At 60.5% G+C, this 19,341-nt stretch carries 24 protein-coding genes; 20 read left to right on the top strand and 4 right to left on the bottom strand.

Annotated elements, in window-relative coordinates:
• The first annotated feature begins 21 nt into the window (after window positions 1-21).
• Window positions 22-297 carry a zinc ribbon domain-containing protein gene (locus CPH57_RS18295; protein ID WP_033644459.1) on the top strand — a complete coding sequence of 92 codons (276 nt, stop codon included), beginning with the start codon at window positions 22-24 and terminating at the stop codon, window positions 295-297.
• Complete coding sequence (locus CPH57_RS18290) at window positions 294-638, top strand: hypothetical protein (protein ID WP_033644460.1); 345 nt, start codon at window positions 294-296, stop codon at window positions 636-638. Before CPH57_RS18295 ends, CPH57_RS18290 begins: the two co-directional genes overlap by 4 nt.
• On the opposite strand, the gene aaeR is transcribed toward CPH57_RS18290, so the two are convergent.
• The gene (gene aaeR / locus CPH57_RS18285; RefSeq protein ID WP_004936950.1) at window positions 629-1,540 is read right to left on the bottom strand and encodes an HTH-type transcriptional activator AaeR; all 912 of its coding nucleotides are present in this window, start codon (window positions 1,538-1,540) and stop codon (window positions 629-631) included. The genes CPH57_RS18290 and aaeR overlap by 10 nt on opposite strands.
• Before the next feature lie 314 nt (window positions 1,541-1,854).
• On the opposite strand from aaeR, the gene aaeX reads away from it, so the two are divergent.
• The 5 genes from aaeX (at window position 1,855) to CPH57_RS18260 (ending at window position 6,020) form a co-directional block, all read left to right on the top strand.
• A complete protein-coding gene (aaeX, locus tag CPH57_RS18280; protein ID WP_004936952.1) occupies window positions 1,855-2,058 on the top strand; it encodes a p-hydroxybenzoic acid efflux pump operon protein AaeX in 204 nt (67 codons plus the stop codon).
• Window positions 2,059-2,065: 7 nt separating this feature from the next.
• A complete protein-coding gene (gene aaeA / locus CPH57_RS18275; RefSeq protein WP_033644462.1) occupies window positions 2,066-3,001 on the top strand; it encodes a p-hydroxybenzoic acid efflux pump subunit AaeA in 936 nt (311 codons plus the stop codon).
• Entirely contained in the window at window positions 3,001-4,968 is a 1,968-nt protein-coding gene (gene aaeB, locus CPH57_RS18270; RefSeq protein ID WP_096242624.1) for a p-hydroxybenzoic acid efflux pump subunit AaeB, read from the top strand. Before aaeA ends, aaeB begins: the two co-directional genes overlap by 1 nt.
• 279 nt (window positions 4,969-5,247) lie before the next feature.
• A complete protein-coding gene (locus tag CPH57_RS18265) occupies window positions 5,248-5,715 on the top strand; it encodes a ribonuclease (RefSeq protein WP_033644465.1) in 468 nt (155 codons plus the stop codon).
• Between the two features lie 5 nt (window positions 5,716-5,720).
• Window positions 5,721-6,020: a barstar family protein gene (locus CPH57_RS18260; protein ID WP_033644909.1), complete on the top strand. Its 300-nt coding sequence runs from the start codon at window positions 5,721-5,723 to the stop codon at window positions 6,018-6,020.
• Window positions 6,021-6,050: 30 nt separating this feature from the next.
• Here CPH57_RS18260 and yjgA read toward each other — a convergent pair whose 3' ends face one another.
• Complete coding sequence (yjgA, locus tag CPH57_RS18255) at window positions 6,051-6,599, bottom strand: ribosome biogenesis factor YjgA (protein WP_004936968.1); 549 nt, start codon at window positions 6,597-6,599, stop codon at window positions 6,051-6,053.
• Between the two features lie 179 nt (window positions 6,600-6,778).
• Here yjgA and pmbA point away from each other — a divergent pair, with 179 nt between their 5' ends.
• Window positions 6,779-8,119: a metalloprotease PmbA gene (pmbA, locus tag CPH57_RS18250; RefSeq protein ID WP_042785444.1), complete on the top strand. Its 1,341-nt coding sequence runs from the start codon at window positions 6,779-6,781 to the stop codon at window positions 8,117-8,119.
• Between the two features lie 138 nt (window positions 8,120-8,257).
• Window positions 8,258-8,644, top strand: a complete 387-nt coding sequence (gene cybC / locus CPH57_RS18245; RefSeq protein ID WP_033644470.1) for a cytochrome b562 — start codon at window positions 8,258-8,260, stop codon at window positions 8,642-8,644.
• Window positions 8,645-8,648: 4 nt separating this feature from the next.
• On the opposite strand, the gene CPH57_RS18240 is transcribed toward cybC, so the two are convergent.
• On the bottom strand, window positions 8,649-9,431 hold the full coding sequence (locus CPH57_RS18240; protein ID WP_033644472.1) for a helix-turn-helix domain-containing protein: 783 nt from the start codon (window positions 9,429-9,431) through the stop codon (window positions 8,649-8,651).
• Window positions 9,432-9,713: 282 nt separating this feature from the next.
• On the opposite strand from CPH57_RS18240, the gene CPH57_RS18235 reads away from it, so the two are divergent.
• The 3 genes from CPH57_RS18235 to CPH57_RS18225 are packed head-to-tail and all read left to right on the top strand — an operon-like array spanning window position 9,714 to window position 12,827.
• The gene (locus CPH57_RS18235; RefSeq protein WP_072626909.1) at window positions 9,714-11,168 is read left to right on the top strand and encodes an FAD/NAD(P)-binding protein; all 1,455 of its coding nucleotides are present in this window, start codon (window positions 9,714-9,716) and stop codon (window positions 11,166-11,168) included.
• Complete coding sequence (locus CPH57_RS18230) at window positions 11,165-12,046, top strand: formyltransferase family protein (RefSeq protein ID WP_096242623.1); 882 nt, start codon at window positions 11,165-11,167, stop codon at window positions 12,044-12,046. The genes CPH57_RS18235 and CPH57_RS18230 overlap by 4 nt, the downstream gene beginning before the upstream one ends.
• The gene (locus tag CPH57_RS18225) at window positions 12,039-12,827 is read left to right on the top strand and encodes a sulfite exporter TauE/SafE family protein (RefSeq protein ID WP_033644477.1); all 789 of its coding nucleotides are present in this window, start codon (window positions 12,039-12,041) and stop codon (window positions 12,825-12,827) included. The genes CPH57_RS18230 and CPH57_RS18225 overlap by 8 nt, the downstream gene beginning before the upstream one ends.
• Before the next feature lie 37 nt (window positions 12,828-12,864).
• On the opposite strand, the gene rnk is transcribed toward CPH57_RS18225, so the two are convergent.
• Window positions 12,865-13,275 carry a nucleoside diphosphate kinase regulator gene (gene rnk, locus CPH57_RS18220; RefSeq protein WP_004936993.1) on the bottom strand — a complete coding sequence of 137 codons (411 nt, stop codon included), beginning with the start codon at window positions 13,273-13,275 and terminating at the stop codon, window positions 12,865-12,867.
• A gap of 444 nt (window positions 13,276-13,719) precedes the next feature.
• Here rnk and CPH57_RS18215 point away from each other — a divergent pair, with 444 nt between their 5' ends.
• From CPH57_RS18215 to CPH57_RS18180, 8 genes are all read left to right on the top strand, one after another.
• Window positions 13,720-14,046: a glycine dehydrogenase gene (locus CPH57_RS18215; RefSeq protein ID WP_096242856.1), complete on the top strand. Its 327-nt coding sequence runs from the start codon at window positions 13,720-13,722 to the stop codon at window positions 14,044-14,046.
• 36 nt (window positions 14,047-14,082) lie between these two features.
• Window positions 14,083-14,448, top strand: coding sequence for a glycine-rich SFCGS family protein (locus CPH57_RS18210; protein WP_004937000.1), 366 nt, complete (start codon window positions 14,083-14,085; stop codon window positions 14,446-14,448).
• Window positions 14,448-14,744, top strand: coding sequence for a DUF4312 family protein (locus CPH57_RS18205; protein ID WP_004937003.1), 297 nt, complete (start codon window positions 14,448-14,450; stop codon window positions 14,742-14,744). The genes CPH57_RS18210 and CPH57_RS18205 overlap by 1 nt, the downstream gene beginning before the upstream one ends.
• Window positions 14,745-14,774: 30 nt before the next feature.
• Window positions 14,775-15,551, top strand: a complete 777-nt coding sequence (locus CPH57_RS18200) for a DUF4311 domain-containing protein (RefSeq protein WP_004937006.1) — start codon at window positions 14,775-14,777, stop codon at window positions 15,549-15,551.
• A gap of 11 nt (window positions 15,552-15,562) precedes the next feature.
• Complete coding sequence (locus tag CPH57_RS18195) at window positions 15,563-16,213, top strand: DUF4310 family protein (RefSeq protein ID WP_004937013.1); 651 nt, start codon at window positions 15,563-15,565, stop codon at window positions 16,211-16,213.
• Window positions 16,214-16,276: 63 nt separating this feature from the next.
• A complete protein-coding gene (locus CPH57_RS18190) occupies window positions 16,277-17,416 on the top strand; it encodes an amidohydrolase/deacetylase family metallohydrolase (protein WP_096242622.1) in 1,140 nt (379 codons plus the stop codon).
• A complete protein-coding gene (locus CPH57_RS18185; RefSeq protein WP_033644482.1) occupies window positions 17,400-18,518 on the top strand; it encodes a DgaE family pyridoxal phosphate-dependent ammonia lyase in 1,119 nt (372 codons plus the stop codon). The genes CPH57_RS18190 and CPH57_RS18185 overlap by 17 nt, the downstream gene beginning before the upstream one ends.
• Window positions 18,515-19,255, top strand: coding sequence for a KDGP aldolase family protein (locus CPH57_RS18180; protein WP_046687877.1), 741 nt, complete (start codon window positions 18,515-18,517; stop codon window positions 19,253-19,255). The genes CPH57_RS18185 and CPH57_RS18180 overlap by 4 nt, the downstream gene beginning before the upstream one ends.
• Window positions 19,256-19,341 lie beyond the last annotated feature (86 nt).

The following is a 19,341-nucleotide window of genomic DNA, read 5'->3' as shown; positions in this document are numbered from 1 at the left end:
AATGCACAGAGGAGAGGCGGGATGAGCTTACTGAAAAGGTTGTTGGGGCAAGGCGGTATTAACGGCGGTCATCGGCGCGCGGGCCACGGCGGTGGCCACCATGGCAACCGCTATAGCCAGCATGGCGAACAGGGGCCGCAGTGCCCGGAATGCCGGGCCGTGAATAAGCCGGGCGCGCGTTATTGTCACCGCTGCGGCCAGCCGTTTGCTGCGGTGAGCGCCACCTGCGGACAGTGCGCCGCGCCGTTGCCGCCGGGCAGCCGCTTTTGTCCGCAGTGCGGCGGCGGTGTGCCGTGAATCGGGGCGGCTGGACGGTCGCGCTGCTGCTCGGCGCCATGGCGCTGTGGACGTTGCTGGCCTGGGGCGTATCCGGCCTGCTGACCTGGCTGCCGACGTTGGCGGAGGCGGCCGGAAACGCAACGTTGCCGGTGAACGGTGCGCTGAGCCTGGTGCCGCAGACGGTGTTGGACACTTGGCTGCCGTGGCTGAAACAGCTGGGCAGCGGGCTGGCGAGCTATTTTCCTCTGCTACTGGCCTGGGCGGGCTACGCCGTCTGGCTGCTGTGGGGCATCGGCATGTTGGCGCTGATGCTGCTGGCCGCGCTGGCGCGCCGCTATTTAAGCGCTGCTCAGCGATAACCCTGATAGACCGCCGCTACGCGTTCGAAATAGTCGGTTAAATAGTTGATGCACACCTGTACCTTCAGCGGCAGTTTGTCCTTCTCGGTATAGAGCGCGTAGATCGGCCGCGGATCCGAATGGTAGCTTTTGAACAGGATCTCGATCTCGCCGCGTTTGATCTCTTCGATCACCCACATCAGCGGGGCGTAGGCGATGCCGGCGCCGTTTTTCAGCCAACGGATCATGGTGGAGGAGTCGTTGGTGACGAAGCGCCCCTGCGGGGAAATGCGCGTGGTGATGCCTTCCGGCGACATCAGTTCGAATTCGCTGTCGGGCCGCACGCTGTACTCCAGCCAGGAAAAGTTGACCATGTCGCTCGGCTTCTGCGGCGTGCCGTGCTGGCTCAGGTAGCTTTTGGCGGCGCACACCACCATCGGCATCTGCCCCAGGCGGCGCGAGAACAGACTCGAGTCTTGCAGCGCGCCGGTGCGGATCACCAGATCCAGACCGTCGGTGATCAGATCCGGCGCCGGTATACCGGTCACCAGGTTGACCGTCAGACCCGGGTACTCTTTCATCATCTCGGCGGTCATGTTCGCCAGCACGTTTTGCGCCATGGTGGACGAGCTGCCGATGCGCAGCGTGCCGGCGGGCGTATTGTTAAACGCGTACAGCTGCTCATGCACTTCGCTGACTTCCTGCAGCATGCGTCGGCAGCCCTGATAGTAAATCTTGCCGGCCTCGGTCAGGCCGATGCTGCGCGTGCTGCGGTTCAACAGCTTGACCTGCAGCTCATTTTCCAGTTTCGAGACGGTTTGGCTGATCGATGAAACGCTCATGTCGAGTTGGCGCGCGGCCGCGGTAAACGACCCGAACTCAACCACTTTGGCGAATACCGACATGCGTTTTAATCTTTCCATTATTCACTCTGGCTTAAAAGTGATTTAGATCACAGATTGTTGATGCCTTGATAGTAAGCAGGCTAATATAACGTGGTCGGGTGAATAGACCTCACCAACGTGCGAGAGCGAGCGGCGACGTCATCCTGCCGCTCCTCCGGCACCCTCGCAATCCCTGTCGTGGATGTCTGCCCCAAAGTTTAACCTTTTTTCGGGTTCGTGACCTGGACAAGCTGCCTGGTCAAGATTTGTGGCGCGCGCACGCTAAAATGTAAAGAGAATGTGAATGGCGAGACCTGTCTTTCCCCGGCGCAGTGAACAATAAGGAAAAAGTGATGAGTTTGCTTCCGGTTATGGTCATCTTCGGACTGTCGTTTCCGCCGGTGTTTTTCGAGCTGCTGGTGTCGCTGGCGCTGTTTTTTCTCTTGCGCCGCCTGCTGCAGCCGACGGGGATTTACGATTTTGTCTGGCATCCGGCGCTGTTTAATACCGCGCTGTATTGCTGCTTGTTTTATCTGATTTCGTGTCTTTTTGTTTGAGGTCGCTGTGAAAAATTTTTCGATAAAAATAACCCGAATCGCGATCACTTTGATTCTTGTGCTGCTGGGCATTGCCGCGGTATTCAAGGCCTGGGTGTTCTACACCGAGTCGCCGTGGACGCGTGACGCCAAGTTTACCGCCGACGTGGTGGCGATCGCGCCGGACGTCAGCGGCCTGCTGACCGACGTGCCGGTGGTGGACAACCAACTGGTCAAGAAAGGCCAGGTGCTGTTCGTGGTCGATCGGCCGCGTTATGAGCAGGCCTTGGCGGAAGCCGGCGCCGACGTCGCCTACTATCAGACGCTGGCGGCGGAAAAACGGCGTGAGGCCGGCCGCCGCGTGAAGTTGGGCGTGCAGGCGATGTCGCAGGAAGAGATTGACCAGTCGAACAACTCGCTGCAGACCGTGCAGCACCAGCTGGCGAAGGCCATTGCGGCTCGCGAGCTGGCGCAGTTGGATCTGGAGCGCACCACGGTGCGCGCCCCGGCCGATGGCTGGATCACCAACCTCAACGTACACGCCGGTGAATACATCACCCGCGGGTCGGTCGCGGTGGCGCTGGTGAAGAAAGATTCCTTCTACATCCTGGCGTACCTGGAAGAGACCAAGCTGAACGGCCTGAATAAGGGCGATCGCGCGGAGATTACCCCGCTCGGCAGCAACCGCATCATGCACGGCACCGTCGATAGCGTGGCGGCGGCGGTGAACAACAGCAGCAGCACGGTGAACAACAAAGGGTTGGCCTCGATCGACAGCAACCTGGAGTGGGTGCGCCTGGCGCAGCGCGTGCCGGTGAAGATCCTGCTGGACGCCAAGGACCAACAGCATCCGTACCCGGCCGGCACCACCGCCACCGTGGTGATCGTCGGCAAGAACGATCGCAATGCCGACAGCGGCTCGCCTTTTGTGCGCCTGATGCACCGGCTGCGTGAGTTCGGCTAATGAGCAGCCCAACCTTTATCCGGCTGAGATTTGCCTTCAAACTCAGCTTCGCGATTGTGTTTGCGCTGTTCGTCGGCTTCCATCTCAATCTGGAAACCCCGCGCTGGTCGGCGATGACCGCCGCCATCGTCGCCGCCGGCCCGGCCTTTGCCGCCGGCGGTGAACCCTTCTCCGGCGCCATTCGCCATCGCGGCTGGCTGCGCATCATCGGCACCTTTATCGGCTGCTTCGTCGGCCTGCTCATCATCATCACCACCGCCCGCGCGCCGGTAGTGATGCTGATGCTGTGCTGCATGTGGGCCGGTTTCTGCACCTGGCTCTCTTCGCTTATCAAGGTGGAGAACTCCTACGCCTGGGGGCTGGCCGGCTATACCGCGCTGATCATCATCGTGACGGTCGCCACCAGCGAGGCCCACCTGCTGGAAGCGCCGCAGTTCGCCATCGAGCGTTGCAGCGAGATCGTGCTGGGGATCGTCAGCGCCGTGTTGGCCGATCTGCTGTTTTCGCCGCGTTCGATCAAGCAGGACATCGATCGGGCGGTGGATAAGCTGCTGGTGGATCAATACCGCCTGATGCAGATGTGCATCAGCCATGCCGATAAAGAGGACATCGACCGCGCCTGGAGCAATCTGGTGAAGAGCACCACGGCGCTGGACGGCATGCGCAACAACCTGATGATGGAATCCTCGCGCTGGCAGAAGGTCAACCGACGGGTGAAAGCGCTGCATACCCTGTCGCTGACGCTGATCACCCAGGCCTGTGAAACCTATCTGATCTTGTTGAATCACCCGCAGGCGCTGAAAGAAAGTTTGCGGGAACAGCTGATGGTTCCGGCGGAGACCCCGCAGGAGATCCACAAACGCATGAAGCTGTTGCGTCAGGTGCTGACCACGCATCGCTCCGAGGAAACGCTGTCGACCATCACCGGCTGGGTCGGCGCGGCGACGCGCTACCTGCTGCTGTCGAAAGGCGTGCACACCAACTGCAGCATCAGCGCGGTGGAAGAGGGCGTATTGAGCAATGAAACCGTGGTCAAGCCGACCTCGGCGGAAGGGCATCACGCGATGATCAACGGCCTGCGCACCTTTGTGGCGACGGCCTTCGGCTGCCTGCTGTGGCTGTGGACCGGCTGGACGTCCGGCAGCGGTTTTATGGTGATCATTGCGGTGATCACCTCGCTGGCGATGCGCACCCCGGCGCCGCGCATGGTGGCGATGGATTTCGTGCTGGGCATGCTGGCGGCAATCCCGGTCGGTTCTCTGTTCTTCATGGTGATCCTGCCGGCGACCCAGCAGAGCATTTTGCTGCTGTGTCTCAGCCTCGGCCTGCTGGCGTTTTTCATCGGCATCGAGGTGCAGAAGCGGCGGCTCGGTTCGCTGGGGCTGTTGGCGGGGACCATCAACATTCTGGTGCTGAGCAACCCGATGGAGTTCAACGTGACCCAGTTTCTCGACGGGGCGCTGGGCCAGTTCCTCGGCAGCTGCGTCGGGCTGATGGTGCTGCTGCTGATCCGCGATAATTCGCGCGAACGCACCGGCCGCACGTTGCTCAACCAGTTCGTCAGCAGCGCGGTGTCGGCGCTGACCACCAAGGCGGCGCGCCGTCGGCAAAACCACCTGCCCGCGCTGTATCAGCAGCTTAATCAGCTGCTGATGATGTTCCCGAACGACATCGCCAAGTATCGTCTGGCGCTGAACCTGATCATCGCCCACCAGCGCATGCAGCGAGCGGAAATTCCGGCCAGCGAAGAGCTGTCGGCCTTCCACCGCCAGATCCGCAGCACCGCCGATCGGGTGGTCTCCGCCAAGAACGACGTCAAGCGCGCCTACTACTACGATCGCTTGCTGGGCGAAATGAACGAGTACCAACAGAAGCTGGTCGACAATCAGGCGCCGCTCAGCGTCACCGGGCCGGTGAAACGCCTGGCCGACATGCTGCACCGCTATCGCCACGCCTTGATCGATTGATGCGTTCCCTCCTGTTGCGCCGCGCTGTGCGGCGCCTTCCCTGACTATACTGTAAGCAGTCGTTGTTCGGCGGGCCGTCTCAGAGCAGGCGGCTCGTTTTCAGAGAGACTCCGAGTGCCAGAACGGCTGGAAAGTGGCATCATTGACATGAATGGATGAAACCCTCACCGCCGCGAAAACGCAACGTGTCGGTCATCTTAGTTTCATCCAGGTCGACTATATACCTAACTAGCCTGGGGGAGCTGCGGCGCCTCCGGCGGCATAATTTCAGGGAATGTCATGAACAAGCGGATTCTGTTGGCGATTGTCATCGCCGTGGTCATCGCCGTCTTCAGCGCGTTGCGCGGCAACGAGCACCGTGCGATCGGCGGCAATGCGGCGGTGGTGCAAGCGCCTGCGGGGCAGCAACAGAGCATCGATCGGCTCACGCAGCAGCAAACGGTGGTGAGTTACCTGCAGCAGCATCAGCGGCTGCCGGATTATTACATCACCAAGAAGCAGGCGCGCGAGCAGGGCTGGGACCCGCGTTCAGGCAACCTCTGTTCGGTATTGCCGGGCAAGGCGATTGGCGGCGATCGATTTTCTAACCGTGAAGGGCAACTGCCGAGCGCCGGCGGCCGGGTCTGGCGTGAAGCGGACATCAATTACCAGTGTGGCCGGCGCGGCGCCGATCGCCTGCTGTATTCGAGCGACGGTCTGATCTTCGTCTCGCGTGACCATTACAAAAACTTCATTCGTGTGGAGTGAGTTTGATGGCAAAAGTAGAGTTTGATTTTGAGCAGATCCAGGATGTGCCGGCCTTCTACCGCGATTTCGCGCATAAGTTTGCGCTGGACGAGGGGTTTGGCGCCAACCTCGACGCGCTGTGGGACGTGGTGACCGGCGATATCGGTCTGCCGGTGGAAATCGAGTTCACCCACCTCAATGCCCGCAGTAAACGTCGTTTTGGCGCGATCATTCTGCTGTTTGAAGAAGCGGAAGAAGAGCTGGAAGGCAGCCTGCGTTTCAATATCCGCGAAAGCAGCGGCGAACCGGCGCATCACCGGGGATGAAACGGGTTCATCCCGGGATGGCGGCGGCGCTTAGTCAGCCGCTTCGGCCAGCTCGCGCAGGTATTGGAAGATCTGGCGGTAAGCCTTAGGCGGCTTGTTGGCGGCCTTCTCTTTCTGCGCATTGCGCACCAGTGAACGCAGCTGTTGACGATCGGCGGCCGGATACAGATCCAGAATCGACGGAATGACGTCATCGCCTTCTTCCACCAGGCGGTCGCGCAGCGCTTCCAGCTTATGGAACAGCGAAACCTGTTGGTTGTGGCGGTTTTTCAGCTTGTCGAGCGCGGTCTGGATCGGCTCGATATCGCGGGCGCGCAGCATCTTGCCGATCAGCTGCAGCTGACGGCGACGGCCTTCTTTCTTGATCTTCTGCGCCAGCTCGATGGCGGCGCGCAAATCTTCGTCCAACGGAATGCGATCCAGCGCGTTTTTGCCCAGATCGACCATTTCGGCCCCCAGGTCTTTCAGCGCTTCGGCATCACGTTTAATTTCACTTTTACTGACCCAGATAATCTCGTCATCGTCCTCGTTTTCATTCTCCGGGACATCGTCGAGCCAGTCTTCAGGCTGTTTGTTCATGGTAGGCTCCGTTAAAAAGAGGCTAATCCTAACAGGTTGCCGGCTTTATGCGAAATTCAACGCGGTTCCTGTTAGACTCAACGGCAGAGATCTCAGGATTTTTGCGCGCCGCCCCGCGTGCACAACTACGCCGCTCCGGCACTTTTCTCAACGATTTTCTGATTAATTATGGCAGATTGATGAAAGTAGTCACTCAAGTTGCAGAACAGCGCAAGGCGCTGGAACAGGCCGTTTCTCAGGCTCTGGAGCTGGCACGCGCCGGTTCCGACGCGGCGGAAGTCGCGGTCACCAAATCGACCGGTATCAGCGTCAGCACCCGCTTCGGCGAGGTGGAAAACGTCGAGTTCAATAGCGATGGCGCGCTGGGCATCACCGTGTATCACCGTCAGCGTAAAGGCAGCGCCTCTTCCACCGATCTCAGCCCGGATGCCATCGCCCGCACCGTACAGGCGGCGCTGGACATCGCGCGTTACACCTCTGAAGATCCCTGCGCCGGCCCGGCGGAGAAAGATTTGTTGGCGTTTGAGGCGCCGGATCTCGATCTGTTCCACCCGACCGAGCTGGACGCCGAGCGCGGCATCGAGCTGGCGGCGCGCGCCGAGCAGGCTTCGCTGGCGGCGGACAAACGCATTACCAACACCGAAGGCGGCAGCTTCAACAGCCACTACGGCATCAAGGTGTTCGGCAACAGCCACGGCATGCTGCAAAGCTACTGTTCCAGCCGTCATTCGCTGTCTAGCTGCGTCATTGCGGAGCAGGACGGCGACATGGAGCGGGATTACGCTTACACCATCGGCCGTGCGATGGGCGATCTGCACAGCCCCGAGTGGGTGGGGCAGGAGTGCGCCCGCCGCACGCTGGCGCGTCTCGCGCCGCGTAAACTGTCGACCATGAAGGCGCCGGTGCTGTTCGCCTCCGAAGTGGCCACCGGGCTGTTCGGCCATCTGGTGGGGGCCATCAGCGGCAGCAGCGTCTACCGCAAATCCACTTTCCTGCTGGACGCGCTCGGCAAGCAGATCCTGCCGTCGTGGCTGACCGTCGAGGAACACCCGCATCTGCTGAAAGGGCTGGCGTCAACGCCGTTCGACAGCGAGGGCGTGCGCACCCAACGGCGCGATATCGTCAAGGATGGCGTGCTGCAAACCTGGCTGATGACCAGCTACTCGGCGCGCAAGCTGGGCCTGCACAGCACCGGCCATGCCGGCGGCATCCATAACTGGCGCATTGCCGGGCAGGGCGCAGACTTCGCCGGCATGCTGAAACAGCTTGGCACCGGCCTGGTGGTCACCGAATTGATGGGCCAGGGCGTCAGCGGCGTCACCGGCGATTATTCTCGCGGCGCCGCCGGTTTTTGGGTGGAAAATGGCGAGATCCAGTACCCGGTCAGCGAGATCACCATCGCCGGCAACCTGAAAGACATGCTGCGCAACATCGTCAGCGTCGGCAGCGATATCGAAACCCGCAGCAATATCCAGTGCGGTTCGGTGCTGCTGCCGGAAATGAAGATCGCCGGCCAGTGATCCTCTGTGCGGTCGGCGCCCGCCGGCCGCGCGTTATCCCGCCTCAACCTTGCTTACAAATCTCCGGTTTCGATTTTGCCCGGCCTTGCCTATGGTAGCGGTGGGTTAACTAAAACAATAACTGGAAGGTGAGCAAACATGCAGAATACCCTGAAAGCGCTGGCGGCGTTGACGCTGCTGGCGGCCAGTTCGCTGGCGGCCGCCGCCGATCTGGGCGACGATATGGACACCCTGGCGGAAAACTACAAAACGGTGCTGAATACCGACTCCGCCGCCACCCTCAAACAGAGCCTGCAGAACATGCGCGCCGCCGCGCAGGATGCCAAGCAGGGCACTCCGCCGAAACTGGAGAGCAAAGCCGCCGACAGCCCGGAGATGAAAGATTTCCGCAGCGGGTTGGATACCCTGATCGGCCAGATCGATCAGGCGCTGGCGCTGGCCAATCAGGGCAAAGTCGCCGAAGCCAAGCAGCTGGCGCAGGGCTTCAAGCAGACCCGCGACGCCAACCACAAGAAATTCCGCTAACCCGTCAACCGTCGCGCCCGTCTTCCGTCAGATAGGAGGAGGGCGCCTGCCCCAGCACGCGGCGAAACATGGTTGAAAACGCCGCGCTGCTGTCATATCCCATCTCCATGGCCACCTGCGTCACGCTGCGCCCTTCGGCCAGCAGCGCCAACGCCAGCACCACGCAGGCGCGCTGACGCCATTGCGAAAAAGGCAGGCCGGTCTGCGCGCGAAAGAAGCGGCTGAAGGTGCGAATGCTCATGTACAGACGAGGGGCCCATTGCTGCGCGGAGTCGTGGGCGTCGGGGTGCTGCAAAAAGGCGCGGCACAGCTCGCCCAGCCGAGGATCGGCGGGCAGCGGGATGTGCAACGGCAAGGGTTGCAGCCGGGCCAGCTCGTGCAGCAGCAGCGTCGCCAGCGCCCCGTCGCGTCCCTCCCGCTCATACTCCAGCGGCATGTCCACCGCCGCCATCAACAGTTGGCGCATCAGCGGGGTGACGCTAACCACCTGGCAAACCTGAGGCTGTTCGGCGGGCAACGCGCCCGGTTCGAGGTACAGACTGCGGGTAGTGACGCCGACCATTCTCACCGCGTGCGGCATCTGTGGCGGCAGCCACACCGCGTGCTGCGGCGGGACGATCCAATTGCCTTGCTGCGTGAAAACGTGCATGACGCCGGTGGCGCCGTACAGCAACTGCGCGCGCCGGTGGCTGTGCATCGGCAGCAAATGCCCCGGCGGATAATCGGTGCCGATGGCGATTACCGCGCGCGCTACGTGGTCGATGTCATCAATGCGGACGTTGCGCATGTGTCCCCTTTGGCGGCAGGTTGGCCGAAACGCAATGATAGTTGGCCTTTCATATAAAGCAAGCCAGCGGCGGTCGCCCTACTATCGGGGCAGAAAAATAACGCTTGTCCGGGGCGCCGTTATTTTATCGGCCATAAAGCCCGCGCAAGTTTTCACACCGGGGTGAGAAGAAGGTTTTCGTTCTCGCAATACAAGAAGTTAATAAGGAATAAATCGTCATTTTATTCCAACACCTGAAGCAATAGTTCTTAGCGCAGTTCAATGACTATAAGGTGATATTTCATGTATAAGTTCGGTGTGATTGGCGGCGGAGCCGCCGGCATCTCTTTTGCGTATAACTTTATAAAAAATAAGTCGGTTAATCATTGCAAAAGGCCGCTTTCCCTGACGGTGTTCGACAAGCAGGGCTTCAAGGGCGGTATGGCATACAGCAGCGATTTTGACAGCCATATATTAAATATGACGCCAGAAAATATGTCGGCGGATATTTTCGACGACGCGCACTTCGTCGATTGGATCGCCATGCATTTCCCGCAGTTTTGCCAGGATCGTTATCCGCCGCGTTGGTTGTATCGGGAATATCTCGATTTTATTCGCGACATGACGATGTATATGGCGGCGGACAGCAACGTGGCGCTGAATTTCGTGACCGCCGAAGTGAATGCTATTGCGCCGCACGAGGCAGGCTATCGGCTGACCACCGCCTGCGGCGCCGCCGAACAGATGAACGCGCTGGTGTTGTGTTCGGGGCATAACCCGCCGGAATGTCTCTATCCGGTGGACGGGGTGATCGCTTATCAGGCCCACCGGGATCTGCCGCCGATCAACCCTTACTCAACCATCGGCGTGATCGGCTGCAGCCTGACGGCGATCGACGCCATCGTTGAACTGATGGAGCGCCTGGGGGCCACCGATATCTGCGCCCTGTCGCGTTCGGGCCTGTTCCCCAGCGTGCAACCGGCGTTGATGCGTCCGCCGCCGGAGGCGTTTGTTGAGGGGCTGCGGCGCTTTGTCGCCGGTAACGATTTTATTGATGCGCATCAGCTGGTGCATGCGATCAACGCCGCGCTGGCGCGTCACTATCCGGGGCCGGAACGGTTGACGGTGCTCTCGGCGCTGGGGGAAAGGCGCGATTGCTACCGCGATCTGGCGGACAGCCTCGACCGGGCGCGCTTTGCCCGGGAGCACATCTGCAGCTACCTGGCGGCGATCCATCCGACGGTGTGCGCCGCCTGGGTCAAAATGGATGCCAACAACCGGCAGATCTTCATGCGCTTTTACAACTCCTCCTGGATGCGCAATCGGCACGCCATGCCGATCAAGAACGCCTACAAGATCGTGGCGGCGTTGGAGAGCCAACGCCTGCGCGCCTGCGGTGGCCTGGCGGATATCAGCAAGGGGGCGGACGGATTTATCCTTCGTTGCCATGAGACGCGGGTGCATGCGCAGTATCTGTTCAACTGCACCACGCCTTCTTATCAACTGCCGCCCAACCGCCTGAGCCATCAACTGCTGCAAGACGGGGTGGTGCAGGAGAACCTGTTCGGCGGCGTGAAGTGCAACCCGCACACGCTGAAAATCGCCGATCGCCGCGGCCGCGAGCAGCATCTCTACTCGCTCGGTGCGCCCGCCAAGGGCGACCTTTTTTACACCTCGGCGATGGAATCCATCACGCGAGATATCAGCAAAATCGTGTTTAACAACCCTATTTTCAACGCAAAGAAGGCTGAAGCATGAAAAACGTAGCGCTCTTTGTCGGCAACGACATTTTCTCCTGGCTGGTGTGTCAGGATCTGATCGCCGCCCTGAAAGGCGAGTGTGCTTTTACGGTGTATTTCCCCCTGGCGAAAAGCGGCGGCCGCGCCCAGGAGCCGGCGGTTCGCCGCCTGGGGCTGTATGAGCGCGAGGTGCTGAACGATTTCGTGTTCCCGTTCGTTGGCCGCAACGCCGCCGCCTGTGAGGGCGCCTATCAGCCGCCGGCTCTGTTCCTGGCCGCCGCCGGAGTCAAAGCGCATCGCGTTCTCGACATCAATGACGCCGCGTTTATCAGCAGCCTGGGTCATATGGACGGGGTGATTTCTTTGCGCTGTTATCAGAAATTTTCCGCCGACTATGTGCAGGCCTTCAGCCGGCGCGGCAAGCTGCTGTGGAACCTGCATCCGGGCGACTTGCCGCGCTATCGCGGGGTGATGACGCTGTTCCGCGCGATGATGAACGGTGACAAGGACTGTGCGGTGACGCTGCATGAAATGGACGAACATTGGGATGCCGGCCCGGTGCTCGCCCGCCTGCCCGCCGAGCTGCGCCACGACCTGTCGTTCCTGGAAAACATGATGTTGCTGGGCGTGCAGAGCGGCACCTTCCTGGCGCGCCAGCTGATGCGGGCGGAACGGAGCGAAGCGATAGCGGCGGAAAAGCAGGGCGATTCGCGCTATTGGGGCTTCCCGGATGCGCAGACGCTGGCGCAGGCGGAACAGGCGGGCATTGAGCTGGTGGATCACGACGCCGTGCGCGAGCAGTATCTGGGGCTGTTCGTCGGCGATCGTTTCCACCCGCTGGCGGGGCAGTTTTGCGCCGGGTTCGACGACTTCGTGCGGGCGCACGGCCATGATTGAAATGTTAATCGTTCTGGGTGCCGGTTTTCTGACCGGCATCACCACCATTCTGTTCGGCTTCGGCGGCGGCTTTGTGGTGGTGCCTTTCGTTTACCATTTGATCTCCGCCTCAGGCGAGCAGCCCGGCCAGGCGATGCATATTGCGGTGGCGACCTCGACGGCGGTGATGATCCTCAACGCGGGGTACGCCACCCTGACCAACTGGCGCAGCGGCAACCTGCTGCGGGAAACCATCGTGCCGCTGATCTTTTTCATCGGCATCGGCGCGGCGCTGGGCGCGTTTGCCTCCTCGCTGCTGGCGGACGGCGTGATCCGCGTGCTGTTCGTGGCCTATATGGCGGTGACCATCGCTGACTGTCTGTTCCGCCGGGGGTTCCTGACCAAACCGGCGCGCGCTGAACTTTCCCCTGCCACGCTGTGGGGCGGCGGGCCGCTGATCGGCGGCATCGCCACGCTGCTGGGGGTGGGCGGCAGCGTGATGACCGTGCCGCTGCTGCGCCGCCATGGCTATGACATGAAGTATTGCGTCAGCGCCGCCAACCCGCTGTCGATCCCGGTGGCGGTGATCGGGGCGCTGATGTATATCGTGTTGGGATGGCGCGAGATGAGCGGGCCGCAGTATCTGGGCTACGTCAATCTGAACATTCTGGGGCTGCTGGTGGTGGCGGGGATTGCGGGGATCGTGTTTGCCAGGCGCTGTTTGCCGAAGGTGAGCGATGCGCTGCATGCCAAAATCTACGTGCTGCTGCTGATCGCCGTGCTGATCGCTATCTGCCTCTGAAACAGAAAGGGCGGCCGGATGCCGCCCTGAGAACCGCTTAACGGTGGTATTCGCCCGCCGCTTCCGGCTGGTACAGCAATTCCAGCACTTCAATCCGCGCTTCTTCACCGTTCGGCAATTGCCAGGAGATCTGCTTGCCGACGTGCATGCCGAGCAGCGCTGCGCCCAGCGGCGCCATCACCGACAGCTGATCGTGGCTGTCTTTCAGCGAGGCCGGGTAAACCAGCGTGCGCACGTGCTCTTCATCGGTGTGCAGATCGCGAAAACGCACGCGGCTGTTCATGGTCACCACGTTGGCCGGCATTTTCTCCGGCGGCAGGATTTCCGCGCGATCCAACTCGTCGTTCAGCGCGGCGGCGACGTCGGTGTTGGCAAAGGCCGGTTGTTCCAATAGCGCATCCAGGCGTTCCGCATCCAGCTCATTAATAGTAATGATGGGTTTGGTCATTCCACTCTCCAGTCAAATCAAAGGGCGCCAGTCTGTGCACCCATAAATTCGGAAAAACAACACAAAGCAACACCCCCGCGCCAGAGGAGCGGGGGTGTGGGTAATGTCGATTTGTCCCATTGATAGTAGGCGGTTGGGGCGAGAAAAGAAAGAGATCCCGATCACGAAGGCTTTTATCGTCAATCGAGGCAAAAAAAACCGTTAGCCGGGTTATGTAATTGTTATCTCATTTACTTTTTCGCCTTAACGCCGTTTTGCGAAATGGATCTCCGCGCGTCATTCGATTTCCACTTCGAACTGGAAAAAACCGGTCTCCACAGAAAATCTTACCGGGGGTAGGGTAAAGACATCACAGAAAGCGGGTTATTCAGGTGATGCGCTTTACGGCTTACTGATTAATGTGGGATCTAGGGGTACTGAAAAGTGAATGATGGATCTGCTTCGATAAAAGAAATTGAACAATCCGATATCAGCGAAGCCGGTGAGATCACCGCTCGGGTGCTGGCGGATATTACCGCGATGCTGAATGCTGAGAATATTTATACCAATGCGGTGCAGCAACAGATGCTGGAATCGCATATTCGCGCCATGGTGCTGCGCTCAATAACCGGTGAGCCGTTGCCGGAGGTGGATAAATCACTGTTCGACGAAATTTCCGCCGAGTCCATGCAAATGGCGGAGCGCGTGGTGGATCAGTTTGACACATTGCCTATCGAAGAAGCCTATTTATTGTCCGTGCACTTCGAAGTGGCGAAAGATAATAACGCATAGCGGTTAACGCATCGATTTCAATCAGGAGAATATACCATGGGTCAAATTACCGTAGTGATCGGCGATCGTTTGGGAAAAGGGCAGAAAGTCGGCCAGGGCGTTGAAAACGCAGGCGGAAAAGCGGTGGTTATCCCCGGCGTGGCGGCGGATATGAAGCTGGGCGACGTCATGAAAGCGGAAAACGCGCAGCTGGGCATCTCTTTTTGCGGCAGCGGCGGTGCCGGCGCGATTACCGCGCAAACCAAATACGGCTACAAAGCCAAATACGGCATGCGTTCGGTGGAAGAGGGCGTGACGGCAATTAACGAAGGCTGCAACGTGCTGGGGTTCGGCTTTATGGATAAAGAAGAGCTGGGCCAGAAACTGGTGGAAGCCTACGTCAAAAAACATGGCAACCCATAATGAAAGAGCAATATACCACATCGGTAAAGGTGGAGGGTAAAGGCGACAGCAAAGCGAAAGCTTTTGCTTCCGCCTTGGCTAATGTGCAGGGCGCGGTATTAAAGTCCACCAACAATATTCTGCTGCGCATCGAGCCGCAGGACGTCAGCGTGGTGAAAGCGGAAGAGAAAATAACAAAAGAGAAATTTCTTTTCTTCTTTTTGCCGCGTGAAAGAAAGAGCTATGCCGTTTCTCTGGAAATAACCGTGAACGTAACCATTATCAATACCGAGAAGGTTGTCTTCGTCACGAAATAAAAACGTTAGCATAAATGAAAGGGTATACTGATGTTTTTAATCATCTTATTTAAATCGATTATTATCGGTGGGCTGGTGGGGGTTGGCGTAGGGGCCGGCGCCGCACGCATGTTCCACGCGCCGACAACACAGGGCATGGGGGCGTTTCGCACCCTGGGCGAGCTGAACTCCTGCGAGGGCGATCCGGCTTCCCACTTCTCATTCGGTCTGGGCTTCTTCTTCAACGCCTGGGCGTCTTCCGTGGCGGCGGGCTCCTTCACGCAGGACGTCGATCACCGCATCATCCCGCACTGGGGCGCGGCGGCCCTGATGGTCAAGAACCGCAATCTGGCGCAAACGCTGCACGATCCGAAAAAAATGGCCATCGCCTGCGGCATCATCGGCATGCTGGTGGTGGCTTTCCTCAATACCACCGCTTCCGCCGTGCCTGCCGCGCTGCAGGTCACCGCGATCAAGGTGCTGGTGCCGGCGGCCAACCTGCTGGTGAACACCGTGATGCCGGTGATCTTCTGGCTGGCGGCGATCGACGCCGGGCGCCGTTCCGGCTTCTGGGGCACCATTTTCGGCGGCCTGGCGCAGCTGATCATGGGCAACGCCGTACCGGGCCTGGTGCTGGGCATTCTGATCGGCAAAGGCGTGGAAGAGAGCGGCTGGAACAAAATCACCAAGATCATGATGGCGGTGATCGTGCTGCTGTTCGTGCTGAGCGGCTTCTTCCGCGGCTTCGACATGAAAGTTCTCGAGTCCTTCAGCCTCGGCGTGCCGGGCTGGCTGGACGCCATTCACAACACCCTGAGCGGTAAATAAGGAGCGGGATGATGGAAGAGCAAACCCAAAAAGGCTTCTGGTACGCCGACTGGTCATTCCCGATTTTTGTTGGCCTGCTGTCCTCCGGCGTGTTCGCCGGGACGCACATGTACTACCTGTACGGCATCGGCGCCTTTAACGAAGTGGCCTTCGTCTCCATGCTGCGGGCGGGGATGGATACCGGCGTGTACGGCGCGGTGGCGGCGTTCGGCGCCAGCTTCCTGTTCGCGCGCATCATCGAAGGTTCACTGGTGGGCATCCTCGACATCGGCGGCGCGATCCAGACCGGCGTCGGGCTGGGCGTACCGGCGCTGCTTTTGGGGGCCGGCATCGTGTTCCCGGTCGCCAACTTCGCCGCTTCGCTGGCCACCGGCCTGATCATCGGCCTGGCGATCGGTTACGTGATCATTCTGGCGCGCAAATTCACCATCAATCAGAGCAACTCCACCTACGGGGCTGACGTGATGATGGGCGCGGGCAACTCCTCGGGCCGCTTCCTCGGGCCGTTGATCATCCTGTCGGCGATGACCGCCTCGATCCCGATCGGCATCGGTTCGCTGCTCGGCGCGCTGCTGTTCTATATCTGGGGCAAACCGATCACCGGCGGAGCGATCCTCGGCGCGATGATCCTGGGGGCGATCTTCCCGGTAGCCATTTCTTAAGAGGCCTGCGCCAGGCGCCGCCCGAGGCTGCGGCGGCGCCCGGGCTAACAGGAGCAATGCGGTATGTATGACTTAGTAATCAGAGGCGCCAGACTGGCGGACGATACGCTGATCGATCTGGCGGTGAAAGACGGCAAAATAGCCTCGGTGGGGCGATTGGCGGCGGACGTCAGCGCCGTTCGCCAGCTGGATCTGGCGGGCAACTGCCGCCTGAGCGCCGGTTGGATCGATGCGCACGTGCACTGCTATCCCGAATCGCCGATCTACCATGACGAGCCGGATCGGGTCGGCATCGCCAGCGGCGTCACCAGCGTGGTCGATGCCGGCAGCACCGGCGCCGACGATATCGACGCTTTTTATCAACTGACGCGCAGCGCCAAAACCAACGTTTTCGCCTTCCTCAACATCTCGCGCATCGGCCTGTTGCGGCAGAACGAGCTGGCGGAGTTGACGGACATCGACAAGCGCGAGGCCGGCCAGGCCATCGCCAACCACCCCGGCTTTATCATCGGCATCAAGGCGCGCATGAGCAGCAGCGTGGTGGGCAAGAACGGCACCCGGCCGCTGGTGTTGGCCAAAGAGATCCAGCAGGAAAACCGTCGGCTGCCGCTGATGGTGCATATCGGCAACAACCCGCCGGATCTGGACGAGATTGCCGATTTGTTGACCCGTGGCGACATCATCACCCACTGCTACAACGGCAAACCGAACCGCATTCTGACGCCGGCGGGCACGCTGCGCGAGTCTATCCAGCGCGCGCTGCGGCGCGGCGTATTGCTCGACGTAGGGCACGGCACCGCCAGCTTCAGCTTCGAGGTGGCGCGCCAGGCGATCAAACTGGGCATTTTGCCGCACACCATCAGCTCCGATATTTACTGCCGCAACCGCATGAACGGGCCGGTGCACAGCCTGGCGACGGTGATGTCCAAATTCTTCAGCGTCGGCCTGACGCTGCCGCAGGTGATCGCCTGCGTGACGGAGAACGCCGCGTCGGCGCTGCAGCTGAGCGGCAAAGGGCGGCTGGAGCCGGGCTATGACGCCGATTTCACGCTGTTTGAGCTGCGCCGCGAACCACAGGTCTTCGCCGACGCCGAAGGGCAAACCGCCGAGGGCGAACGGCTGCTGGTGCCGCTGGCCGCGGTGGTGGCCGGGGAAATCCTATTAACCGAACAAGGGGAGGCAAGCCATGTCTTCGATTTATGAAAAATACGGTTTGAAGCAGGTGATCAACACCTCCGGCCGTATGACCATTCTCGGCGTTTCCACGCCGCGCCAGGACGTGATCGACGCCGTTGATTACGGCCTGAACCACTATTTCGAAATCAAGGATCTGGTCAACAAGACCGGCGCCTACATCGCCGATCTGCTCAACGTGGAGGATGCGGTGATCGTTTCCTGCGCCTCGGCGGGCATCGCCCAGTCGGTGGCGGCGGTGATCGTTAAAGATAACGCCAATCTGCTGGTGAACCTGCATTCGGCGCCGATCGCCGTGCCGCGCGAGATCGTGCTGCCGCGCGGCCACAACGTCAACTTCGGCGCGCCGGTGGACACCATGGTGGCGCTGGGCGGCGGCAAGGTGGTGGAGGCGGGGTACGCCAACGAATGTTCGCCGGAGCAGATTGAAGCCTGCATCACGCCGCAGACTGCGGCGATCCTGTACGTCAAATCGCACCACTGCGTGCAGAAAAGCATTCTGTCCGTCGAACAGGCGGCGGTGGTGGCGCGCAAGCATAACCTGCCGCTGATCGTCGACGCCGCGGCGGAAGAAGATCTGATGTGTTACTACCAGATGGGGGCCGATCTGGTGATCTACAGCGGCGCCAAAGCCATCGAGGGGCCGACCAGCGGTCTCGTGATCGGCAAGAAACAGTACGTCGAGTGGGTGAAATTGCAATCCGGCGGCATCGGCCGGGCGATGAAGGTCGGCAAAGAGGGCATCCTCGGCCTGACCCAGGCGATTGAAAGCTATCTGACGCTTGAGAAAACCACCGGGCAACAGATGGTGGAGCGGATGACGCCGTTCCTCGACAGCCTCAACACCCTGACCGGCGTCAGCGCCAAGACCGTCTGGGACAGCGCCGGCCGCGATATCGCTCGCGCCGAGATCACCTTTGATGAGGCGGTGCTGGGGCGGTCGACCTATGACATCGTCCAGGCGTTGAAAACCGGCGATATCGCCATCTACTTCCGCGGCTACAAGGCCAACGAAGGCAAGATTGAGGTCGACGTGCGCAGCGTCGACGAGCGGCAACTGATGACCGTCTTTACCTGTATCAAAAATCTGTTTACGGAGAAACAAGCATGAAGCTGCAGCCTAACTACTATCGCGACCGCGTCTGCCTGAACGTGCTGGCCGGCTCCAAAGCCAACGCGCAGGACATCTACGCTGCGGCGGAAGGCCATGTGCTGGTGGGCGTGCTCTCCAAGAACTACCCGGACGTCGACAGCGCGGTGACCGACATGCTGCGCTATGCGCGCCTGATTGAAAACGCGCTCTCGGTCGGCCTGGGCGCCGGCGATCCGAAGCAGTCGGCGATGGTCAGCCTGATCGCTCAGCAGGTGCAGCCGCAGCACGTTAACCAGGTGTTCACCGGCGTCGGCGCCAGCCGCGCGCTGCTGGGCCAGAACGACAGCGTGGTCAACGGCCTGGTGTCGCCGACCGGCCGCGTCGGTTGGGTGAAGATCTCTACCGGCCCATTAAGCGCCGCGGCGCCGGACGGCATCGTGCCGGTGGAAACCGCCATCGCCCTGCTGAAAGACATGGGCGGCAGCTCCATCAAGTATTTCCCGATGGGCGGCCTGAAGTGCAAGGACGAGTACCAGTACGTAGCCAAGGCCTGCGCCGAGCATGACTTCATGCTGGAGCCGACCGGCGGTATCGATCTGGAGAACTTTGAGCCGATCGTCGAGATCGCGCTGGCGGCCGGCGTGAAACGCGTGATCCCGCATATCTACAGCTCGATCATCGACGCCGCCAGCGGCGATACGCGTCCGCAGGACGTGAAAGCCCTGCTGGCGATGACCAAAAAGCTGGTGGGTTGAACGCGTAATGGGATGAGGTAAACGCTGGGAGGCGAAGGTTTTCCCGTGGCGCGGCATGCCGCGCCGTTACCTATATTGAGGACTAC

Origin of the sequence: Serratia sp. JKS000199, assembly GCF_900215455.1 — a bacterium.
Classification (GTDB): domain Bacteria; phylum Pseudomonadota; class Gammaproteobacteria; order Enterobacterales; family Enterobacteriaceae; genus Serratia; species Serratia ureilytica.
This window is presented reverse-complemented; position numbering and strand designations above follow the sequence as displayed.

Coding starts and splice junctions, on each gene's coding strand:
- CPH57_RS18195 (WP_004937013.1), top strand. CDS start 15,563: ATGGAAGAGCAAACCCAAAAAGGCTTCTGGTACGCCGACTGGTCATTC.
- CPH57_RS18200 (WP_004937006.1), top strand. CDS start 14,775: ATGTTTTTAATCATCTTATTTAAATCGATTATTATCGGTGGGCTGGTG.
- CPH57_RS18210 (WP_004937000.1), top strand. CDS start 14,083: ATGGGTCAAATTACCGTAGTGATCGGCGATCGTTTGGGAAAAGGGCAG.
- cybC (WP_033644470.1), top strand. CDS start 8,258: ATGCAGAATACCCTGAAAGCGCTGGCGGCGTTGACGCTGCTGGCGGCC.
- CPH57_RS18180 (WP_046687877.1), top strand. CDS start 18,515: ATGAAGCTGCAGCCTAACTACTATCGCGACCGCGTCTGCCTGAACGTG.
- CPH57_RS18190 (WP_096242622.1), top strand. CDS start 16,277: ATGTATGACTTAGTAATCAGAGGCGCCAGACTGGCGGACGATACGCTG.
- yjgA (WP_004936968.1), bottom strand. CDS start 6,599: ATGAACAAACAGCCTGAAGACTGGCTCGACGATGTCCCGGAGAATGAA.
- rnk (WP_004936993.1), bottom strand. CDS start 13,275: ATGACCAAACCCATCATTACTATTAATGAGCTGGATGCGGAACGCCTG.
- CPH57_RS18260 (WP_033644909.1), top strand. CDS start 5,721: ATGGCAAAAGTAGAGTTTGATTTTGAGCAGATCCAGGATGTGCCGGCC.
- CPH57_RS18235 (WP_072626909.1), top strand. CDS start 9,714: ATGTATAAGTTCGGTGTGATTGGCGGCGGAGCCGCCGGCATCTCTTTT.
- CPH57_RS18205 (WP_004937003.1), top strand. CDS start 14,448: ATGAAAGAGCAATATACCACATCGGTAAAGGTGGAGGGTAAAGGCGAC.
- CPH57_RS18225 (WP_033644477.1), top strand. CDS start 12,039: ATGATTGAAATGTTAATCGTTCTGGGTGCCGGTTTTCTGACCGGCATC.
- aaeX (WP_004936952.1), top strand. CDS start 1,855: ATGAGTTTGCTTCCGGTTATGGTCATCTTCGGACTGTCGTTTCCGCCG.
- CPH57_RS18230 (WP_096242623.1), top strand. CDS start 11,165: ATGAAAAACGTAGCGCTCTTTGTCGGCAACGACATTTTCTCCTGGCTG.
- pmbA (WP_042785444.1), top strand. CDS start 6,779: ATGAAAGTAGTCACTCAAGTTGCAGAACAGCGCAAGGCGCTGGAACAG.
- CPH57_RS18185 (WP_033644482.1), top strand. CDS start 17,400: ATGTCTTCGATTTATGAAAAATACGGTTTGAAGCAGGTGATCAACACC.
- aaeR (WP_004936950.1), bottom strand. CDS start 1,540: ATGGAAAGATTAAAACGCATGTCGGTATTCGCCAAAGTGGTTGAGTTC.
- CPH57_RS18265 (WP_033644465.1), top strand. CDS start 5,248: ATGAACAAGCGGATTCTGTTGGCGATTGTCATCGCCGTGGTCATCGCC.
- aaeB (WP_096242624.1), top strand. CDS start 3,001: ATGAGCAGCCCAACCTTTATCCGGCTGAGATTTGCCTTCAAACTCAGC.
- CPH57_RS18240 (WP_033644472.1), bottom strand. CDS start 9,431: ATGCGCAACGTCCGCATTGATGACATCGACCACGTAGCGCGCGCGGTA.
- CPH57_RS18295 (WP_033644459.1), top strand. CDS start 22: ATGAGCTTACTGAAAAGGTTGTTGGGGCAAGGCGGTATTAACGGCGGT.